The following is a 21,207-nucleotide window of genomic DNA, read 5'->3' on the forward strand; positions in this document are numbered from 1 at the left end:
ATCGGTAGCCTTAATTACACCACGGTTTCCTTCACACCATATTCCCTCGCAGCCAATGCCAGCGTGTGCAATTTTTCGACAAGCGCCAAAATATTTTCAGTAAGGGCTGGTGTTAATTCATTCTTTCCGGTCAATTCCATTTCAGCAAGGCGGAAGCCCTCGGCCAGTTCACGTGAGCCTGCTTGTGCGGTGCGGCCGGCAATTCTGTGGGTTATCAGCGAAAGCTTTTCTGTATCCTCTGCAGTTATCGCAGCCTTTAATTGTTTAATATCGTGCAGGCTGTCTTTGGCAAATTGGGCAAGTATTTTAGCGGTTTGCTCCGGGTCACCAAAAGTCATTTTTTCAATAGTTTTGAGGTTTAGCTGTGGTATATCGGGGCCAGTATGTTTGTTCGCAGATACTAATGCCACCAGCTCGCTTTCCCTGAAGGGTTTCATCAGCAGGCCATTAAACCCATGATCCAAAACTGTTTCGCTTTCGCCGGGCAGCGCCTGGGCTGTCAGGGCATAAATCATCACATCATTCGGCACTTGTTTACGCATTAACCTGCACAGCTCAATTCCGCTCATTTCGGGCATGCGGATGTCGAGCAGCAGGTATTTAACTGCCGCATCCCATTTAGCAGCCAACAGCTCGTGCGGCGAGCTAAAGCAGCGGTAAGGTATTTGGTTATGATCAAAAATCCTTGAACATAGTTCAAGGATGAATGAGTCATCATCAATTATCCAAACCTTATCATTGTTTCCGCCCCCGTTTGTAACAGGTTTTTTAAGGCCTGCCGGTTGCTGCGCTTTTTCGAAAGACAAATCGAAACTAAAGCTGCTTCCTTTATCCGGTTTGCTTTTTACGGTTATTTCGCCGCCCTGGCTTTCTATCAATTCTTTGGTTATGGGTAAGCCAAGCCCGGTACCCACGCGCATTAATTTTTCGTCTCCAGCCTGTTCAAATTCTTTAAAAATCCGGTCGACATCCTCTTCAGCCAGCCCAATACCGGTATCGGTAACATCGAAATGAAAAACGATGTAGTTGCCGGCATGTTTACATTTTACCGTTAAAGCTACGCCACCCCGCTCGGTAAATTTAATAGCATTGCCCAACAGGTTAAAAAGTATCTGCTTAAGACGAAAAGGATCACCGTTTACAAAAACCGAAATGGCCTCGTCAAAATTGGTGGTAAGTGCAATGTCCTTTTTCTCGGCCTGCAAATGCATTACGGTAACAGTTTCATCCAGCAGCGTCAGCATGTTAAACGGCTGGTTTATAAAACTGATCTTGCCCGATATGATGCGGTTATAATCAAGCACCTCGTTTACTATCTGCATTAAATGCCCGCTGGAATTATAAATTGCGTCAATGTCTTTCTGCTGCGGATGCTTTTGCTGTTTAACCATTTCGGCGTAGCCGATTATCGACTGCAGGGGCGTGCGTATTTCGTGGCTCATGTTTGAGAGGAAGCGCTGCTTTGCCTGCGCATGGTACTCAGCCTCGTCGCGCGCTTTTTCCACTTCTTTCCGATATTTATTTATACGCGATATGTCCCTCAAAATAAAATAAACCAGTAAAACAATCAGTATCACAAACGCCAGCATAATTAAGCTGATGCGCTTAATGCTGCCCTGTACCATATTTTTGGCCGCCATATTGTTCTCGGCGGTTTGTATAACAACTTCTATCTCAACCTTATTCAAAATTGACAATATCTGGCCGATGATGTTTTCACTTGATTTAATCAATACTGCCTCCCGGGTTACAAACGCAGCACTTTTTTCCTGCTGAACTTTTTCAAGGTCGCGCATGGTTTGCCCGAGGCCTTTCAGCAAACTGTCCTGTATGGCTTTTGCCAGGGTATCGTGCTTTACTTTTAGTTCCTCGTTTACTATCTGGAAAGGCTGTTTTAATGAGTCGGTATCCTTTGCCTTCTTTTTGCCGAACAGGCGGTTAAAAAAACTCCGGTTATCTTTCTTTTCGCTGGTGTAAGCCGGGTAAACGGTGGTTGTTGATGTTTTCTTTTCGGTGGTGGTAACCATACTGTCGGCCTGCTGCGAACTTTGGGCCACAATTTCATTCAGCCCTTCAACCTGCGCCGAAAACGATTTATTGTCGATAAGTCCTTCGCGCACTTTCAGGTAGTTTACAAACAGGCGGTCGCGATCGTGCAACAGTTTTTTCAGCGTGTTGAGCCGGCGTACCTGTGCCGATTTTACAGGGTAAAGCGTTTGCAGCGTATCTATTTTTAAAATGAGTTTTTTTGAATCGTTGAAACCGTAATATTTGTCGGGGTTGTTGATTGAGCGGGCGCGCTGTACCTGGTCGATACGGGCAATACCGCGCGACAGGTCGTTAACCAAACGCAGCTTGTCGTTTGGTGCAGATACATTTTCAAAGGCATCCAGCATAGCGGTAAAAGCGCCCTTGCTGGTGCTCCAGGCCAAAAACAGGGCAAAACAGGCCAGTATGGCTGCAATAATTATTTTCCCTTTTACCGATTGTATAAACCTTGGTTTGTGCGTTGGCATAATGGTTAAACAATTATACCTAAACGCAAAAACAGGAAATATGTGTTTTTTTTGATGAAATAGGCGTTTTTTCGTGCCACAACGGCAAGGAAAATCTATTTCTTACTTTTATCCTTGTTTACTTTACAGGAGATTAGTTGGCTTTCGTAAAATCATACGCATCCCTTTCCACAAAATCGGCAACCTTAACTCTTATGCCCTTTACACTGCCATTTTTAACAATAAACGGGAACACCGCCTTACCCAATGTTGGATCGGAGAAGGTAGCATAAAAACGATTACCTCCCAGTGGTTGCAGGTGAGTATACATTTTAGGGTGATGTTCGAAGCGAATTTCCAGGTCGTTGTTTTCACCTTGTGTTATCGTCATGCTGCCATAAAGGTCGTTAGTATATTTGCCGGTATAGCTTGACGGGGGGAAGGCCGGTTTTAAATTCAGGGCAACTGAATCCCGCAGTTTTTTATCAGCCACCTGCTCAACAGCTGCATCGTTTTTAAATTCGGCTAAATACGTATCGCTGTAATCGCGGTATTGCATTTTAAAATAGGCGTCCATTATTTCCCAGCGCAGGGCCTCAAAAAAGTTGTTCTGGTCGGTATTGGTTAAAATAACTATACCGAGGTGGTCCTGCGGCACCAGTGTTACCGACGACAGGTAACCATTTACTCCGCCATCGTGCATAATAAGGTGATGGCCCGAATAATCCTGTATCATCCAGCCAAGGCCATACAGCTCATAATTGGTTTCGCCATTTAAATGCTTTACACGGCCCATAATATCCTGTGCCTCGCGGGTGGCGTTTATGGCGGCGGTTGGTATTACCTGCCTTTGGCCTACCTTGCCATCGCTGAGCAGGGCAAGTACCCATTTGCTCATGTCGTTTATAGATGAGCTTATTCCGCCGGCTGGTGCAAGGCCGTCAATCTGGCAATAGGGTATGGGCGATAACCGGCCGTCAATCAGGGTATGTGGTACAGTGCGGTTTAATGATTTGGGCATATCGGCACTCAGGGCTACAGTATTGGTCATGCCCAGCGGAGCAAAAATGTTTTCCTTTAAATACACCTCCCATGATTTGCCGGTTACCACCGGAATAATTTCTCCCGCAGTTAAAAATGCTGCATTGGTGTAACCCCATTTGGTACGGAAAGGGTAAACGGTTTTCAGCATGCCCAGCCGCTGTATAATATCGGCCCGGGATAAGTTGGTGTTGTAAAAAGTAAAATCGCCCTGGAAGGTTTGGAAGCCCAGCCTGTGGCACAGCAGGTCGCGAATGAGGACCTGGTCGGCGGGTTTTCCTTCCAGCTTAAATTGCGGCAGGTATTTGTTAACCTTGTCGTCAAGCGAAAGCTGTTTATTGGTTTGCAACATGGCTAGTGCGGTGGCAGTAAAGGCTTTGGTGTTGCTGCCTATCATAAACAGGCTATTGATATCAACCTGGGCAGGCAGGCCAAGCTCTTTAATACCGTAAGCCTTCATCAGCACAATTTTGCCATCCTTAACAATACATACTGCAGCGCCGGGAATGCGCCAGTTGGTGAGGGAGCGGTTGATATAAAAATCGAGGCTATCTTTAATAAATTTACTCCTGTCGATACGTTGTGCATAACTAACCATCACACAGCTTAAAAGACCAACCACACTCACAAATATTTTTTTCATTACACAGGTATTTATAATAAGCACGTATTATCACGAATTAGAACGAATTTCACGAATTCACGCCGCCAGCTTAGTTCAATTTTTTCAATTCGTGTAATTCGAATTAATTCGTGACAATTAGTGATTCATTTGATAATGTACTAATTTAACGCAAAATTTACGGGCGCATTACCGTAAAATAAAATTAAGCTAAAAACTGACCACATGAATATTAAAACTTATCAACAAAAACTGATACCCCTGTTTTTTTTAGCGCTGATGCTATGCCAGCTGGCGGTAAAAGCCCAGCGGGGGAGAACACATTGGGCCGCCGACGGCTACCAGTATTACCGCGCCGTAGAGGCTAACGGTATTGTAGAATTGGATACCCGCGACCCGGCCAAGAAAACCGTTTTGGTAAGCAACGAAATGCTTACACCGCAGGGCAAAAGTCCGCTTAAAGTAGCTAATTTCTACCTTTCGGATGACGGGCAAAAGGTGCTGATTTTTACCAATACCAAAAGGGTTTGGCGCTACAATACCCGGGGCGATTATTGGGTATACGACCTTGCTGCAAAAACTTTAAAACAATTGGGTACCGCAAGGCCCGAGTCATCACTGATGTTTGCCAAACTGTCGCCAGACGGTACCAAGGCGGCTTATGTTAGCGAGCATAATATTTACACCGAAGACCTTGCTACCGGTGCAGTTAAACAGCTAACCACCGACGGTAGCCAAACACGCATTAACGGAACTTTTGACTGGGCATACGAAGAAGAATTGGATTGCAGGGATGGTTTCCGCTGGTCGCCTGATAGCCATAACATTGCTTACTGGCAAATAAATGCGGCAAATACCAAAAAGTATTTGATGCTTAATACTACCGATTCTATTTATCCATACGTGGTGCCGGTTGAATACCCGGTAGCGGGTGAAAACCCAAGCGAATGTAAAATAGCAGTTGTTGACGTTACTACCGGTAAAATTACCTGGATGAACATTCCCGGCGATGCCATACAGCATTATATTCCGCGTATGGAATGGACAACCAGCCCCAACGAGATTATATTGGAGCAACTGAACCGTGCCCAAACTGAAAGCAAAATTTTCACTGCGAATATTTCAAACGGAACAGCGAGGGCCATTCACACAGAAACAGACAAGGCCTGGATTGACGGCAAAGCGCGCTGGAACGGTGGCGATCCAGTTGGCTGGGAATGGATAAATAAAGGCAAAGATTTTTTATGGATAAGTGAAAAAGACGGCTGGAGGCACATATCAAAAATTGACCGTGATGGCAAGGAAACGCTGATTACCAAAGGCAATTATGATGTAGAGGCGCTTGATCTGATTGATGAGGCAACCGGTTATATCTATTTTATGGCTTCGCCCGATAACGCTACCCAAAAATACCTTTATCGTATAAAATTAAGCGGAGGCAACGCCGAGCGCGTAACGCCTATGGATGAGCCAGGCACACATAGCTATGAAATATCGCCGAACGGAAAAATTGGTTTGCATACGTTTTCGAATATTTACACGCCATACCAGAGCGAAGTAGTAAGCCTGCCCGACCATAAGCACATTAACGGAACGGCTATTAAATTAAACACCGATGCCAAAAACAAGCCGGAGTTTTTTAAGGTGAAAACTGTTGATGGCGTTGAAATGGATGGCTGGATGGTGAAACCAACCAATTTTGACCCAACCAAAAAATACCCGGTTGTATTTTTTGTGTACAGCGAACCGGCAGGTGCAACGGTAACCGACAGTTACGGCACGGGCCGAAACGGCGAGTATGTGGGTAGTATGGCTGATGATGGGTATATTTATATTTCGCTTGATAACAGGGGCACTCCTGCTCCGAAAGGCGCTGATTGGCGCAAATCAATTTACAAAAAAATTGGTATAGTTAACATACAGGACCAGGCCATGGGCGCAAAAGAGATTTTGAAATGGCCTTATGTCGATTCAAGCCGGGTAGCGGTTTGGGGCTGGAGTGGCGGCGGCTCGTGCACACTTAACCTGATGTTTCAGCATCCTGAAATTTATAAAACAGGTATAGCTGTGGCGGCAGTTGGCTGGCAACTTACTTATGATAATATTTACCAGGAACGTTACATGGGTGTACCCATTGACGAAGCAAGCAGGCAGGTGTTTATACAGGGTTCGCCTATTACTTATGCCAAAAACCTGCGCGGCAACCTGCTTTACGTACACGGCACCGGCGATGATAACGTACACTATAAAAACGCTGAAATGCTGATTAACGAGTTGGTAAAATACAACAGGCAATTCCAGCTGATGTCGTATCCTAACCGCACACACGGGATATATGAAGGGCCGGGAACAACATTGCACCTGCGCACGCTTTATACACAGTATTTGAAAGAGCACTGTCCGCCGGGAGGTAGATAGGACTAAGATTGGAAAGAAGCAAAGCAAATAATCGAAAGATTATTTGCTTTTTTATGCAAATAAAGATGGTTAAATGCTAATGTCAAAACTCAAAAAAATAAACCCTGAAATAAAACTTCTTTCTGATATTTCGCAGCTTATCGAGGAAAGCAAACTGCGGATTGCTTATACAGCTAATACGGCTTTAGCATTGCTTTATTGGAATATTGGGACGCTTATCAACAATGAAATTCTTGAAAATAAGCGCGCTGAATATGGAAAACAAATTGTCGTAACGCTGTCACGACAATTGGGAGATAAATATGGAGCAAGTTTTTCCGATAAAAACTTAAGGCGAATGATGCAATTTGCTACGGTTTTTCCGGATGAAAAGATTGTCGTATCGGCGCTACGACAATTAAGTTGGTCGCACTTTATTGCTTTGATACCATTGAAAGATGCTTTGCAAAGAGAATTTTATGCAGAAATGTGCCGGGTAGAAAGATGGAGCGTAAACGTGCTGCGTGAAAAAATAGATAGCATGTTATTTGAACGGACAGCAATAAGCAAAAGGCCTAAACAGTTAATAAAAGATGAACTAAGCAACCTACGTAACAATGATAACTTAACCCCGGACCTTGTTTTCAGAGATCCTTATATTTTGGACTTCCTGGGATTAAAAAATACTTACAGTGAGAAAGACCTAGAACATGCAATCTTGAAAGAACTTGAACGCTTCATCCTTGAACTAGGCCAAGGTTTCACCTTTGTAGAGCGCCAAAAAAGAATGATTATAGACGGTGAGGATTTTAAGCTTGATTTACTTTTCTATCATCGCAAACTAAAACGACTTATAGCATTAGAACTAAAGTTGGGGAAATTTAAAGCAGCATATAAATCACAAATGGAATTGTATTTGCGATGGCTTGAAAAAAATGAAATGCAAGATGGGGAAGAAACCCCATTAGGATTAATCCTTTGTGCGGAAGGGAATAAAGAACAGATTGAATTATTACAATTGGATAAAGCGGGCATCAAAATAGCGGAATACTTTACTGAATTACCGGATGAGAAATTATTAAGGGCAAAGCTACATCAGACAATCGAGTTTTCTAAAAAACAAATCGAAAACTCTAGCGAACCAGAATAAAAAAGCCACCCGGTAACCCCGTGTGGCTTTACTATAATTATCTGCAATTGGTTTAGTAAGCTATATTATCGTCTCCGGCGGTGGCGGTTAAATCTTTTGGAGCGGGTTTTGCAACACCGTCATTTTCAAAATCAGTCTTCCGCCCGAGTAAAGTAAAGTTTTCGGCAACTACCTCGGTAGTGTATTTTTTTATTCCTTCTTTATCCTCGAACGAACGGGTACGCAGCTTCCCCTCTATATAAACAAGCTTTCCTTTTTGTAAAAATTTCGCTGCAACATCAGCAAGACCGCGCCACATCACAATATTGTGCCATTCCGTCTGTTCAATCTTACGGCCATCTTTATTAAAACTTTCGGATGTAGCAAGTGGGAAACTTACTACTGAAACACCACCTTCTAAAGTACGGGCCTCAGGATCTTTCCCCAGGTGGCCCACTAAAATAACCTTATTTACGCCTGACATATATATTGTAAAGCAACAAAAAATATATTACAAATTAAAAATATTTTTTATAAATATAAATACGATTTTGGGAATAGCTAACTTTTGAAGGTTTTCGACGGGTGTATAAAACCAATTTTCCTGTAATTTCAGGGGCTTGTTTTGGAGTGTTATCAAACGAACGTACAGTCGCTGATGGGTAAGCACATGTTTTTTTAGCGGCGATATTTCGCTGATTTTTAAATTAGCACCAAAGAATTCTGTGACCTTATCACCGTTAAATAATTCTTCGGGTGTAAGTAAGGCAGTGGTTTCAATCAATGGCAAATCGTACATATTTGCCCAGATGTCAGTTTGATCGCGCTTGTTTACCAACACGCTGTAGCTGTCGGTGACCAAAAAATAATTAAAAAAGCGCTCACGCACCTTCACTTTGTTTAGTTTAACAGGCAGGCTGTTTATTGCATTATGAGTAAAAGCATAACAGCCGGTGCGCACAGGGCAAATGCCACATGCCGGATTTTTTGGTTTACAAATTACCGCGCCAAACTCCATCATTGCCTGGTTGTGGATGCCGGGCATTTCACTATTAAGTAAATCGTTTGCAGCCTCCTGGAATATTTTTTTGCCTTTTGTACTGTTTATAGGCTCATCAATACCAAGGTAGCGAGCCAATAACCGGTATACATTGCCGTCGACAACTGCCTTCGCCTCGTTTGAGGAAAACGATGAGATAGCCGCGGCCGTATACTCCCCGATACCCGTAAGTTTTATAAGCTGGTCATAACGTTGCGGGAAAATGCCGTCGTATTGCTCCTGAACCAGTCGCGCAGTTTTAAGCATATTGCGACCCCGGGAGTAATAGCCCAGGCCCTGCCACAGTTTTAAAATATCATCTTCACTGGCCGCGGCGAAACTGGTAACTGTAGGGTACTTCTCTAAAAAACGATTAAAATAGGGCATTCCCTGTTCAACCCGGGTTTGTTGTAAAATAATTTCCGATAGCCAAATTACGTAGGCATCGGTGGTGTTGCGCCAGGGCAAATCGCGTTTATTATTTAGGTACCAGTTTAGCAGTTCGTGGTTAAAATTCATGGGGTGTAAAAGTACTAAGCAATTAACACCATTTTATAGATAATTTTTGAGGCTTTTAACTGAATTACAGCATGTAATAAAAAAAATATGTTAATTATTTCAATCTTTAGTAATAAAGAGATACTTTTGCAACCCCAAATCAGTTAAGTAATTGTATAATAAATAAAAGAAAAAGCAGATATGACTAAGGCAGAAATTATAACTGAAATCTCGTCAAAGACAGGAATAGAAAAAGTAGACGTGCAGGAAACTGTTGAGGCGTTTTTTAAAGTAGTAAAATCCTCAATGATGGGCGGTGAAAACGTATACGTAAGAGGTTTTGGAAGTTTTGTTGTAAAAAAGAGAGCGAAAAAAACAGCACGTAACATTTCGAAAAATACTGCCATCATTATCCCGGAACACTTTGTACCAAGCTTTAAACCAGCAAAGACCTTTGTTGATAAAGTTAGGACCGGCAACAAGATTACAAAATAATTTAAGGCAATGCATAAGAAACAAATAGCTGTACTGGTAATAGTTTTCGCTATTATGGGCGGTTTGTTTTTAATGCCTGTAAAGGGGTTGATTAAGGCTAAAGATGACCCGGGACATTCCCGTGCCACTGTAAACCAAAGTAAACCCGTTAGCAAGGTTGATGTATCAGTTGTATCAGGAGCTGCCAAAATTTTAATTGGCCCCTCGTTATCTGCACAGATAAATGACCTTGAGGGCCAGCTTAAAAGTGCAACATCTGACGCTGATAAACTTAACCTGCAGAAAAAACTAGCAAAGTTGTGGGATGATGTAAATCAGCCTGCACCGGCCGCTTTTTACTACCAAGATATTGCCCAAAAGGAAAACAAGTTTGAAGACTGGTTAAATGCCGGCAACCGTTTTAACGAAGCCTACCGCACTGCCCAGGACACAGCAGCACAGCCAACATTTATAGTAAACGCAATTGCGAACTATAAAAATGCTGTAAAGCTAAAACCTGCCGACCTTGATGCCAAAACCGGCTTAGGTATTGCCTATGTAAACCAAACGAGCTCTGGTATTACCGACCCTGACGGCGGCTCGCCGATGCAGGGTATAATGCTGTTGCTTGACGTGGTAAAGCAGGACCCTAAAAATCGGAATGCAAATTTAAACCTTGGCTTGTTCGCCATGAAAAGCGGTCAGTTTGATAAAGCTATCGCAAGGTTTAAAACTGTAATTGAACAACAGCCTGAAGCTGGCCCGTATTTTTATATGGCCGAAAGCTACAAGGAATTAGGACAAAAAAAGGAAGCTATTGCAGCTTACCAAAAATGTAAGGAATTAGTTACTGATCCAACTTTTGATCAGAAGATTGACGACTACATAAAAGAATTGAAGAATTAATCACACATTAAAAATTATTATTATGCCCAGCGGTAAAAAACGTAAAAGACACAAAATGGCTACCCACAAACGTAAAAAGCGTTTGAGAAAAAACAGACATAAGAAAAAATAAGCAGTGTTTTTTTAGTCGGTAGTCTTAAGTCCTAAGTCGATAGCCCTTTTTAGTTTGGGTGGAGACCTTAGACTTAAGACTATAGACTTAGGACTAAACACTTACCCCATGCTTATTTTCCTGTTTGTATTACAGGCAAAGTTGTTTTTTACCCACTAATTAACGTGCGGTTGTATAACCGCTTTAAGAAATGGAGTAGCAGTTGATAAAAGAATTAATTATCGATTCATCCCCCAGCGGGACTACTATTGCATTATTACAGGACAAACAGCTTGTAGAACTTCATAAAGAGCAAATCAGCAACAATTATACTGTTGGTGATATTTACCTTGGCCGTATCAAAAAGATTATGCCAGGGCTAAATGCAGCCTTTGTTGATGTAGGCTACGAGAAAGACGCCTTTTTGCATTACCTTGATTTGGGGCCGCAGGTACAAAGCCTGCTTAAGCTAACCAAACAAGTACGTAGCGGGGGATACCAGTCAAAGCTTTTAGATAATTTTAAGCTGGATCCGGATATTAATAAAGGGGGTAAAATCTCGGAATTATTATCGAAAAGTCAGCTTATACCTGTGCAGATAGCTAAGGAGCCCATTTCAACAAAAGGCCCCCGCTTAAGTTCAGATATATCTATTGCCGGACGATACGTAGTATTGGTGCCGTTTTCGGAAGTTATCTCTATCTCGAAAAAGATAAAGAGCAACACCGAGCGTACCCGCCTGCGTAAAATTGTTGAAAGTATTAAGCCAAAGCATTTTGGCGTAATTATACGTACCGTATCAGAAGGTAAAGGTGTTGCCGAAATGCAAAAGGACCTGCTTGATTTAATATCAAAGTGGGAATCATTCATTACGCGCCTGCCATCTATCGAGCCCGCAAAAAAAGCGCTTGGCGAAATTGACCGGACCTCGACCCTTTTGCGCGATATTTTAAATCCCGATTTTCAGCATATTTATGTGAACGACAACAGCATGTTCGAAGAAGTGCGGTCGTACGTTCATGAAATATCGCCGGATCTGGAGAGTATTGTGCGTTTCCACAAAAACAGTGTGCCCATATTTGAGCACTACGGTATTGACAAGCAGATAAAAGGTGCTTTTGGTAAAACAGTAAACCTTGCGGGCGGCGCCTACCTGGTTATTGAGCACACCGAAGCCCTGCACGTTATCGATGTAAACAGCGGAAACCGCACAGCCAATAAAGAAAACCAGGAAGAAAACGCATTCCAGGTAAATAAAGAGGCTGCCAAAGAAATTGCCCGCCAGCTCAGGCTGCGCGATATGGGCGGCATTGTGGTTATCGACTTTATCGATATGCACAAGCCAAACAACCGAAAGGACCTGTTTGATTATCTGCGCGGAGAAATGGCACACGACCGTGCAAAACATACTATTTTGCCGCCGAGCAAGTTTGGCTTGGTACAAATTACCCGCCAGCGCGTTCGCCCGGAAATGAACATTGTTACCAGCGAAGTTTGCCCAACCTGTAACGGAACCGGCACCATCAGGCCTACTATTTTACTGCTTGATGATATCGAGACTAATTTTAACTTCATATTGGTTGAGCAAAACGCAAAAAATATTACGCTGTGCGTTCACCCGTACATCGAGGCTTACATTAAAAAAGGCTTTATAAACCGCCAGGTAAAATGGTTTGTAAAATACAACCAGTGGATAAAGGTAAAGAGCAACCCAGCTTACCAGATTACTGAGTTCCACTTCTTTTCAGGGAAAGATGAAGAGATAAAACTTTAGATAGATTTGTCCAGCGTGGATGAAAAAAATGCAGGATGTGCAAATTTCGAAAGGGGTTTGCACATTTTGTTTATCAGAAGATTTTTGGATTATAAAAGGCGATTTTCAAATCATCAAATCAACACACCTTCAAATCAAAAATTACTTTTTCATCTCTTCCTTAATCGACCTTAAAAATTCATTTACATGCTGGGAGCCGATGATATAGATAAGGCCATCGCGGTCGGTAAGGTGAAGGGCTTCTTTGCCTGCGCAATAAAAGCGGATAGTACCTTTTGAATGGAGATTATAAACAGGGTTGTTGAATAAATATCTGCTGTATTCTTTTCTTTCAACTTTTACAATACTGTTCAGATCTATTTTTACCAGGCGGGTGGTCCAGAGCCCATCAAGCATGATGCTTTTATTTTCAACACGGATGCGGAAATGCAGCAGGAAACCCATGATGATGGATATGATGATAATGGCGAAGCCTACAATAGCCAGCAGGCCGCCGTTACGCTCGCGCTCGTCGGTAAAAAAATAAGCCGCAAAGCAAAACATAGCCAATACCAGGCGGATGGTTATTGGTATAAATTCCCTGCCGAGGTATTGTTTCTCAACGAAATCCGGTTTGTCCATTTTGATTTGAAAATGAAGTGATCTGAAGAATTGATGATAAGACGATTTAAAGATGAAATTTAATTTTCAAATCTTCAAATTGCCAAACCTTCAAATCGAAATCAATTCGAATATAACTACTTTTTTGGTGTCTTTGGTAACTTTATAATTATCGGCAAGCCGGTAACCGCCCAGCCAGGCAATATCACCATTGCCGTTTATCAGCAGCGGTATTTGCTCTTTTTGATGTATCGGTACTTTTTCGCCAATAAAAAAATCGCTTACCTTTTTGCGACCCTTCATCCCCAACGGGACAAAAGAATCGCCTTGCTGCCACGGCCGCAAAGTTAAGGGATAAATTAATAACCCTGCATCAATTGAAACAGCCATCGGGTTGTTTTTTACGATTAGCGGACTATCGTCATGCAAAACATTCAGCTTATAACGGCCATAGTTAATCTCCCGGTCGTGTATATTGATCAGCACTTCCTGTTGTTGGCCAACTTCCTTTTTTGTTAAAATAAGCCGCTCACGGTCTGATATCAGCTTAAAATTTTCTGAGTTAAAAACCCGGCCGGAGTGCTTGCCCAATGCCGAAATTAAGTCATCAATGCTGGTTTCATTAAAGCCATAGGGCTGCAGCAGGTTAAAAAGCAGCAGGCGTTTGGGCTCTAAATCAATAATGTCCTTTAGAAAAATATGACTTTCGCCCCCGTCAATTATAACCACTTTTTGCTGCAATTCTGCCACCCGCAGGTTAAGCAAAATCTCCAGTTCCCTGAAATGCTGCAGGTTATTTTCAAAAGTACGCTCAAGGCCCGGGTTCAGTTCCTTTAGCTTCGGTATAACTTCGAGCCGTATTTTATTGCGGGCGTATTTGGTTGATGAATTCGAACTGTCCTCGCGGTACGGTATTTGTAAGTTACTTATCAGTTGGTGAATATCATCGCGCCCTAAAAATAATAAGGGCCGTACAAGCAGGCCATTTTTAGCTAAAATGCCATGCAAGCCGGCAATGCCGGTACCGCGGGTAAGGTTTAACAATATTGTTTCAATTGCATCGTTTTGGTGGTGTGCAAGCGCAATAACTGAATAACCCGCCTGTTTCCTAACCTTTTCAAACCATTGGTAACGGAGTGTACGGGCAGCCATTTGAGTTGATACTTTGTTATCAGCGGTAAATGTTAAAGTATCAAAACTAGTGCAGTGAAAGGATACATCAAGTTGTTGTGCCAGCTGGCGGCAAAATTGTTCGTCGCCGGTTGATTCATCGCCCCTAAGCTGAAAGTTACAATGAGCAATACCAAAATTATACCCTGCCGATTTGAGTAAATGAACCATGATAACAGAGTCCATACCCCCGCTAACGGCTGCAAGTATTTTACTTTGCCCGTCAAAAAGTGAATTTTGATCGATAAAATCAGTGAAATTTTTAACCGGCAGCATCCATCAAAATTATTAATTTAAAACCCCAACAAAAAACTAATTTTGCGAGCGTGAGGAAATACGTTTTATTCGTCCTGTTATTGTGCTTTTCGGCGACCGCATTTTGCCAGAAAAAATCGTCGGTCACGCTGGTAAAATCGCGGGAGACATTTGGAGTGAAGCGCAACGGCAAAGATTTGATTAAAGTTTACCAGGGAACTTTTAAGCAGGATTTCAGCACCCTCACTTCAGATAGTGCCTACTTTTATCCGCAGGATAACGCATTCGATGCCTTTGGCAACGTGGTAATAAACCAGGGCGACACGCTGCACATATTTTCGGACAAGCTGAATTATAACGGTAACACGAAAATAGCCATACTTACCGACAACGTAAAAATGGTTGATAAAGACGCCACGCTTACTACTAATCATTTAACCTACAACACGGCCACACGCATTGGTACCTATACCGATGGGGGCAAGCTGGTGAACAAAGATAATACGCTTTTAAGTAAAAATGGCTACTACTTTGCCTTTACCCGCGACTCGTATTTCCGTTATGATGTATCGCTCACTACACCCGATGCACTGGTTAAAACCGATACAATGCGGTATAATACAGGTACTAAAATTGCCTATTTTTATGGGCCAACGCATATTTATAGCCTCGGCAAAGACAAAACTCCAAAGACCAAAAAGAGCGATACCGCTAAAAAGGACAGGGACACGCTTTACACGGAAAACGGGCAATATAATACGGTTACGGAGCAGGCGGCTTTCGGGAAAAACAACCTTTATACTTCGGGCACAAAATCCTTAAAAGGCGATAGTTTGTTTTATGATAAGCTGAAAGGCTATGGCCGGGCAGTTAAACATGTAACGTTTACCGACAAGGAACAGAAAACCACCATCAAAGGCAATTTAGGTACGTACTTTAAAGATGAAGAGCGAACGGTAATGACCGAAGACCCTTACATAATTATTGTTACGGAAAAAAAAGATACCACTAAAACCGACTCGCTGGCGAAAGCTGATTCTGTTAGGAAAGCCGATTCGGTATTTAAGATAAACCCCGGCAAAAATAAGGGCACCATTAACATGGCGAAGCTGATAAAGCAAACCGTGCCCGGGAAGACAGACACTGTTGCCAATACCCGCAAATATAACCCGGCCTTGATAAAAGATGGCAAGCTGAAAGTTGATACCGTACTTAAAAAGCTGCATGCCGATACCGATGTTATCCGTAAAAAGATAGACTCCGTTGTAAAAAAGCCGCCGGTTAATGTAAAAACCAATAATTTGAAAACGGTGCAGGCCAAAATAATTCCGGGGAAATCAAAACCGGTGACCAAGCCCGGGATAACTCCATTGAGGCGTGGGCAGCCGGTGTATGATAAGGAACCTGTTACTACTGTTGTAAAGAAAGATACGAGCCGCCTTAAACGCGATTCGGTTTATATGTCGGCAGATACGATTGAAACCCGGATCTTAACTTATAAGGACTTAAAGATATACCAGGAAAAACAACGACTGGCGCATATAAGGGATACTTCGGCGAAGCCGAAGAAGAAAGTGCCGGAATCGAAATTTTTAACAGCTGTGCCGGCAGGCGTGCCATTGGATACTACTTTTCACCATCGCGATTTTTTTGGCAAGCCCAAACCAGTGGTAAAAAAGGCGCCGCCCGCACCAAGCAAAAGACAACTTTTGGCCGATAGCCTTCGAAAAAAGAAGTTTGACGACTCGGTTACCATGGCGAAGAAGCTTGAACCGCTTGATACTGCGCGTATACGTATTGTAATAGGCCACCATCACTTTAAAATGTTTAAATCGGATCTGCAAGCCAAAGCGGACTCGATGTTCTACAGCAATGCCGATTCCACCATTCGCTGTTATGTGAACCCGATTATATGGACCCAGGGCTCGCAACTAACCGGTGACACGGTGTATATGCAGATGAAGCATAAAAAGATGGACAACATGACGATGTTCCCGCATGCCTTTATTGTGAATATTGAGAAGGATGACTCCGTACATTTTAACCAAACGGGCGGCAAAAAAATGCGCGGCTATTTTAAGGATGATAAGCTGCACCAGATGTTTATTGATGGCAATGCTGAAAGTATTTATTTTGCACGCGACAGCGGGAGCACAAAAGTAACCGGTATGGAGCGGTCATTAAGCACCCGCATAAGTGTTGATTTTGAGAACAACCAGGCAACCCGTATAGGGTTTTATTTAAAACCGGAGCATAAATACACGCCTATTGCTAAAGTTGTGGATGATGATAAAATACTAAAAGGCTTTATATGGAAGCCAAAAGAACGGCCCATCTCGAAGGAGTCGATTATTCCTTCGTACACCAAAAAGGCTGAAGCGAAAGCTGCAAAGGAAAAAGCAAAGGCTGGCAAAGCGGGAGATAAAAAATTGCCGGATGGAAAAGCAGTTAAAGATACTACAGCTAAGTCGCTGCAGAAACTGCCGGGTGTTAAGGCCGCCAAGGATAGTTTAAATAAACTACCCTCAAAATTGCCGGGGGTAAAAGCCGTTGCCGATAGTGTGAATAAGATGATTCAAAAATCGCCGGCGATAAAATCGGCGAAAGACAGCCTGCTTAAGGGTGCTCCGGTAAAACTACCCGGCAACAAAGCCTCAAAAGATTCGGTAAATGGTAAGCCGGTTTTGAAAAAAACCACCGAACAATAGGTATGAGCTTATAAAATTGAAGATTACACTTCAATATTTCTTCGATGGAATTATTACATTTGTAATATAATACTTACAAAATGAGCGACAAGGATTTTGAAAAGCTAATGGATATAGCTAAAATGCAGCTTGAAGAGGTTAAAAAAATGACCAAAAAAGAGGCAATCGCATCCCTTCATGATGCGGGTATCTTAACAAAAAAAGGAAAGTTTACTAAACCTTATGCCATTTTAGAACAGAAATAACAGTATTGAACCTGCCTTACTATGTATGATATCCGGCCCAATAGTATTATTGGTTTTCACGGTTGCGATTTAAGTGTACGTGACCATCTGATAAACAATCCCAACAATATTGAAATAAGCAGAGAACCGCACGATTGGTTAGGCCATGGGATGTACTTTTGGGAAAACAACTATACGCGTGCGATGGAATGGGCAGAGCAAAAGGCGACAGGCGGAAAAATTAAAAACCCAGCCGTTCTCGGAGCTATATTGCAGCTTGGCCACTGTTGCGATTTTTTAGATTCTAAATATTTACGGCTTATAAAGCAATACCATGAAATGATGAAGGAAGGGTATGAAATAGCTGGTAAAAATCTTCCACAAAATATTGACGCTACCGGAGACAGACATCATGATAAATTACTAAGGATTTTAGATTGTGCGGTTATTGAATATATGCACAACAGAACTATTAAGCTTTATAACAAGGAAATAGCCGATAACGATTTCAGTACCACAAAAATATTCGACTCAACCCGCGGCGTTTTTACCGAAGGGGGCCCTGCATTCGCAGGTGCAGGAATTTTGGAAAAGAGCCATATCCAGGTATGTATTCGCAATATGAATTGCATAAAAGGATTTTTTATCCCACGCGATGAAATTTCATTTCCTTAATTAACAGGTATATTCGCCGCAAATAAATTCGCATGGAAACCGAATCACCTTTGCCGCTTACCGCCGACACTAAACAACTTGCCCAACAAACAGTATTCCCCATCCTGTTTACCATCAGTTTTGCGCACCTCATTAATGATATGCTGCAATCGGTTATCCCCTCAATTTATCCATTAATTAAGGGAGAATTTCATTTAACCTTTGCACAGGTAGGGTTAATAGCGTTTACCTATCAAATTGTCGCTTCTATCTTACAGCCTTTTGTTGGCTTTTATACCGACCGTAAGCCAAGGCCATTCTCATTGCCGGTAGGCATGGGGCTTACCCTTACGGGCTTATTAATTGCATCTATGGCATCAAGCTACTATACTATTTTGGTAGCGGTCGGTTTTATCGGCCTGGGCTCGTCCATATTTCACCCTGAATCGTCACGGGTAGCACATTTGGCTTCTGGCGGCAGGAAGGGGCTGGCGCAATCCATTTTTCAACTGGGAGGTAATGCAGGCAGTGCTATTGGCCCTTTGCTGGCGGCTATTATAATTGCGCCTTACGGGCAGTTTAATGTAATATGGTTTTGCATAGCTGCGTTTGTTGGGATATTAGTATTGCTGCAAATTGGCAAATGGTACCGCGACCGCCTGGCATACAACGCAAAAAACAAAACCGTGCACAGCGAATATCATAACCACAACCTGTCGCGCAAACGGGTAATGTTTTCACTGGCAGTACTATTGGTGCTAATATTTTCAAAGTTTTTTTACCTGAGCAGCATCACCAGTTATTACACTTTTTTCCTTATCCATAAGTTTCATTTAACTATACAACACTCGCAGGTTTACCTGTTCCTGTTTTTGGGTGCGGTGGCGGCCGGCACTGTTATCGGCGGTCCGCTGGGCGACCGTTTTGGCCGCAAGTACATCATTTGGATTTCCATCCTGGGTGTGGCGCCTTTTACCATGCTGCTGCCTTATGTGCCGTTATTCTGGACAGCTGTGTTGTCTGTGGTAATCGGCTTAATACTGTCGTCGGCTTTCTCGGCCATATTGGTTTATGCTACCGATCTGGTGCCGGGTAAAGTAGGTTTAATAGCAGGGTTATTTTTTGGACTTGCCTTTGGCATGGGCGGACTTGGCTCAGCTGTATTGGGTAAAGTTGCTGATATGACCAGCATTGAGTATGTGTTTAAAATATGCGCGTTTTTACCGCTGATAGGTATTTTTACGGCGTTTCTGCCTAATATCGAACATAAAAAGAAATTGTAAACTACGCTCAAACATAACCTGTTATCGATTTGTTATTCGTGGTAAATTATTTATCATGAATGCAAAAGCTGCAGTTAGCATGCTAACTATTTACCTGGTTGCTTATGTAATTGTTTTTGCCACAGGCTACTATGTTACCCTGCTGGCCTACATGTTCCTGGTGTCGCCGGTGTTTTTAATAGCTACGGTGTATTTTGTATTGACTGATACTACGCACGCCTACCCCGAACTTGGTGAGGGCGAAGAGTGGGGTTACGGTGATAAGGACAAAAGCGAACTGGGTGTATTTTAACAGGTGGTGCCTATTTTCACCAGGTGAACTTTTTTTGTACGATATAAGTCTTACGGCAAAAAGTGCAGTAATACTTCCGTATGTCGAGAAAGAAGAGGAAGAACTTAACGAACCAGCCTCTGTGCTTTTTACAATTGAAATCATCGCCGCACGAAGGGCAAAAATGAATGTATTTTAGTTTTACTACTGTTTTCAAGAACGCGTATTTTTCCATTTTACGGAAAATGCTGCTGAATGGTTTTCTGCTATCAAACACTTAAGGGAATAATGAATGCTGTAGCCGAACGGCCGGTGGAAAAAAACTAACCGCTAATCTCCAGCCTCTAAACTCTAATCACTATCTTGCAGTCTAATTACCAATTCATTTCCAAACGATGAGAAAATTCCTGATACTGATTGCGCTGCTGTGCCCGGTGCTTATTTATGCTCAAAAAAAGAAAGGGCCGCCAACAACTTTTGATTTGCTGATAGGCACTTACACCAAGGGCAAAAGCAAAGGCATTTACGTGTACCGCTTTTATGCCGAGAAAGGCCGGCTTGAATATTTAAATGAAATTGACGGCGTAAGCAATCCATCATATCTTACCGTTACAAACGATAACAAATTTGTTTACGCAGTAAACGAAGACGGTAAACAAGGCGAAGTAAGCGCTTTTAAATTTAATGCAAGGCTGGGTAAACTGGAGTTTATAAACAAGCAATCGTCGCTGGGCGCCGATCCGTGTTATATTTCGGTTGATAAGGACCAGAAAAATGCATTTATAGCCAATTACAGCAGCGGCACCATTGCGGTATTGCCAATTAATAAAGACGGCTCATTAGCCAATGGCATACAATCCATGCACGATGACGGGCATGGCGTAAATAAAGAGCGCCAGGAATCAGCCCACGTACATACCGCAGTGCTATCGCCAGATGAAAAATATTTGCTTTATACCGATTTAGGTACTGATAAACTGCATGTAACCCGTTATCGCCCGGGCAAGGAAAGCCCTCTAACTGATGCAAAACCACCGTTTGTTAGTGTAACACCCGGTGACGGACCACGTCATCTTGTTTTTTCGAATGATAAAAAGCGGGTTTACCTGTTAACCGAAATGGGTTCGAACATACATGTGTTTGATTACGACGGCGGTAAACTGAAAGAAAAACAAACAATATCGTTTTTAATGCCGGGCTTTAAAGGTAAAACCGCCGGAGCAGCTGTGCATATTTCACCTGATGGTAAATTTCTGTATGCTTCAAACAGGCTGGAGACTAATACCATAACAGCCTTTGCAATAAATGAAGAAACCGGCGAACTTAGCCAGGTAGACCAGATTTCGACCTTTGGAAAAAACCCGCGCGATTTTGCCATCGACCCGAACGGCAACTTTTTGGTTGTAGCTAACCAGGACAGCGACAGCATTTTCGTCTACAAAATAAATAAGGAAACCGGCAAGTTAAACTTGTTACAAGGCAGGCTTGAAATTGGTAACCCGGTTTGTTTGAAATTTACGCCGGCAGAATAACGCAGGCGGTTGAAATAAGAAAGCCGGAGATTAGGAATAATCTC

The 21,207-nt window shown here is 42.6% G+C and carries 18 protein-coding genes; 12 read left to right on the top strand and 6 right to left on the bottom strand.

Annotated elements, in window-relative coordinates; translation table 11 throughout:
• Positions 1-14 precede the first annotated feature (14 nt).
• Both Q0R52_RS09685 and Q0R52_RS09690 read right to left on the bottom strand, forming a co-directional pair.
• Positions 15-2,516, bottom strand: coding sequence for an ATP-binding protein (locus Q0R52_RS09685; RefSeq protein ID WP_295794338.1), 2,502 nt, complete (start codon positions 2,514-2,516; stop codon positions 15-17).
• A gap of 133 nt (positions 2,517-2,649) precedes the next feature.
• On the bottom strand, positions 2,650-4,179 hold the full coding sequence (locus tag Q0R52_RS09690; RefSeq protein ID WP_295794340.1) for a serine hydrolase: 1,530 nt from the start codon (positions 4,177-4,179) through the stop codon (positions 2,650-2,652).
• Between the two features lie 204 nt (positions 4,180-4,383).
• Between Q0R52_RS09690 and Q0R52_RS09695 the strand changes: the two genes are divergently transcribed.
• Positions 4,384-6,576, top strand: a complete 2,193-nt coding sequence (locus tag Q0R52_RS09695; RefSeq protein ID WP_295794342.1) for a DPP IV N-terminal domain-containing protein — start codon at positions 4,384-4,386, stop codon at positions 6,574-6,576.
• A gap of 79 nt (positions 6,577-6,655) precedes the next feature.
• Complete coding sequence (locus tag Q0R52_RS09700) at positions 6,656-7,705, top strand: PDDEXK nuclease domain-containing protein (RefSeq protein ID WP_295794347.1); 1,050 nt, start codon at positions 6,656-6,658, stop codon at positions 7,703-7,705.
• A 52-nt stretch (positions 7,706-7,757) separates the two neighbouring features.
• On the opposite strand, the gene ssb is transcribed toward Q0R52_RS09700, so the two are convergent.
• Together ssb and mutY are read right to left on the bottom strand one after the other, a co-directional pair.
• Entirely contained in the window at positions 7,758-8,168 is a 411-nt protein-coding gene (ssb, locus tag Q0R52_RS09705) for a single-stranded DNA-binding protein (protein ID WP_295794348.1), read from the bottom strand.
• A gap of 27 nt (positions 8,169-8,195) precedes the next feature.
• Positions 8,196-9,242: an A/G-specific adenine glycosylase gene (mutY, locus tag Q0R52_RS09710; RefSeq protein ID WP_295794350.1), complete on the bottom strand. Its 1,047-nt coding sequence runs from the start codon at positions 9,240-9,242 to the stop codon at positions 8,196-8,198.
• Between the two features lie 180 nt (positions 9,243-9,422).
• On the opposite strand from mutY, the gene Q0R52_RS09715 reads away from it, so the two are divergent.
• The 4 genes from Q0R52_RS09715 (at position 9,423) to Q0R52_RS09725 (ending at position 12,466) form a co-directional block, all read left to right on the top strand.
• On the top strand, positions 9,423-9,716 hold the full coding sequence (locus Q0R52_RS09715; protein WP_252792195.1) for an HU family DNA-binding protein: 294 nt from the start codon (positions 9,423-9,425) through the stop codon (positions 9,714-9,716).
• Positions 9,717-9,725: 9 nt separating this feature from the next.
• The gene (locus Q0R52_RS09720) at positions 9,726-10,601 is read left to right on the top strand and encodes a tetratricopeptide repeat protein (protein WP_295794354.1); all 876 of its coding nucleotides are present in this window, start codon (positions 9,726-9,728) and stop codon (positions 10,599-10,601) included.
• A gap of 22 nt (positions 10,602-10,623) precedes the next feature.
• Positions 10,624-10,713 (top strand): hypothetical protein, encoded by a 90-nt coding sequence (locus tag Q0R52_RS29330; RefSeq protein ID WP_008506795.1) that lies wholly within the window; start codon positions 10,624-10,626, stop codon positions 10,711-10,713.
• Between the two features lie 202 nt (positions 10,714-10,915).
• The gene (locus Q0R52_RS09725) at positions 10,916-12,466 is read left to right on the top strand and encodes an Rne/Rng family ribonuclease (RefSeq protein ID WP_295794356.1); all 1,551 of its coding nucleotides are present in this window, start codon (positions 10,916-10,918) and stop codon (positions 12,464-12,466) included.
• A gap of 141 nt (positions 12,467-12,607) precedes the next feature.
• On the opposite strand, the gene Q0R52_RS09730 is transcribed toward Q0R52_RS09725, so the two are convergent.
• Together Q0R52_RS09730 and tilS are read right to left on the bottom strand one after the other, a co-directional pair.
• Positions 12,608-13,087, bottom strand: a complete 480-nt coding sequence (locus Q0R52_RS09730; RefSeq protein WP_252792191.1) for a hypothetical protein — start codon at positions 13,085-13,087, stop codon at positions 12,608-12,610.
• Between the two features lie 90 nt (positions 13,088-13,177).
• Positions 13,178-14,512, bottom strand: coding sequence for a tRNA lysidine(34) synthetase TilS (gene tilS / locus Q0R52_RS09735; RefSeq protein WP_295794358.1), 1,335 nt, complete (start codon positions 14,510-14,512; stop codon positions 13,178-13,180).
• Positions 14,513-14,562: 50 nt separating this feature from the next.
• On the opposite strand from tilS, the gene Q0R52_RS09740 reads away from it, so the two are divergent.
• The 6 genes from Q0R52_RS09740 to Q0R52_RS09765 all read left to right on the top strand — a co-directional run bounded on the left by Q0R52_RS09740 (position 14,563) and on the right by Q0R52_RS09765 (position 21,163).
• Positions 14,563-17,199: an OstA-like protein gene (locus tag Q0R52_RS09740; RefSeq protein WP_295794360.1), complete on the top strand. Its 2,637-nt coding sequence runs from the start codon at positions 14,563-14,565 to the stop codon at positions 17,197-17,199.
• Between the two features lie 80 nt (positions 17,200-17,279).
• A complete protein-coding gene (locus Q0R52_RS09745; RefSeq protein ID WP_252792188.1) occupies positions 17,280-17,444 on the top strand; it encodes a hypothetical protein in 165 nt (54 codons plus the stop codon).
• Positions 17,445-17,465: 21 nt separating this feature from the next.
• Positions 17,466-18,098 (top strand): hypothetical protein, encoded by a 633-nt coding sequence (locus Q0R52_RS09750; RefSeq protein ID WP_295794362.1) that lies wholly within the window; start codon positions 17,466-17,468, stop codon positions 18,096-18,098.
• Between the two features lie 32 nt (positions 18,099-18,130).
• Positions 18,131-19,360 carry an MFS transporter gene (locus Q0R52_RS09755; protein WP_295794363.1) on the top strand — a complete coding sequence of 410 codons (1,230 nt, stop codon included), beginning with the start codon at positions 18,131-18,133 and terminating at the stop codon, positions 19,358-19,360.
• Positions 19,361-19,415: 55 nt separating this feature from the next.
• Complete coding sequence (locus Q0R52_RS09760) at positions 19,416-19,652, top strand: hypothetical protein (RefSeq protein WP_295794365.1); 237 nt, start codon at positions 19,416-19,418, stop codon at positions 19,650-19,652.
• Positions 19,653-20,026: 374 nt separating this feature from the next.
• Positions 20,027-21,163 (top strand): lactonase family protein, encoded by a 1,137-nt coding sequence (locus Q0R52_RS09765; RefSeq protein WP_295794368.1) that lies wholly within the window; start codon positions 20,027-20,029, stop codon positions 21,161-21,163.
• The last annotated feature ends 44 nt before the right edge of the window (positions 21,164-21,207 follow it).

Source organism: Mucilaginibacter sp., from assembly GCF_025359345.1.
In the GTDB taxonomy this organism is placed as follows: domain Bacteria; phylum Bacteroidota; class Bacteroidia; order Sphingobacteriales; family Sphingobacteriaceae; genus Mucilaginibacter.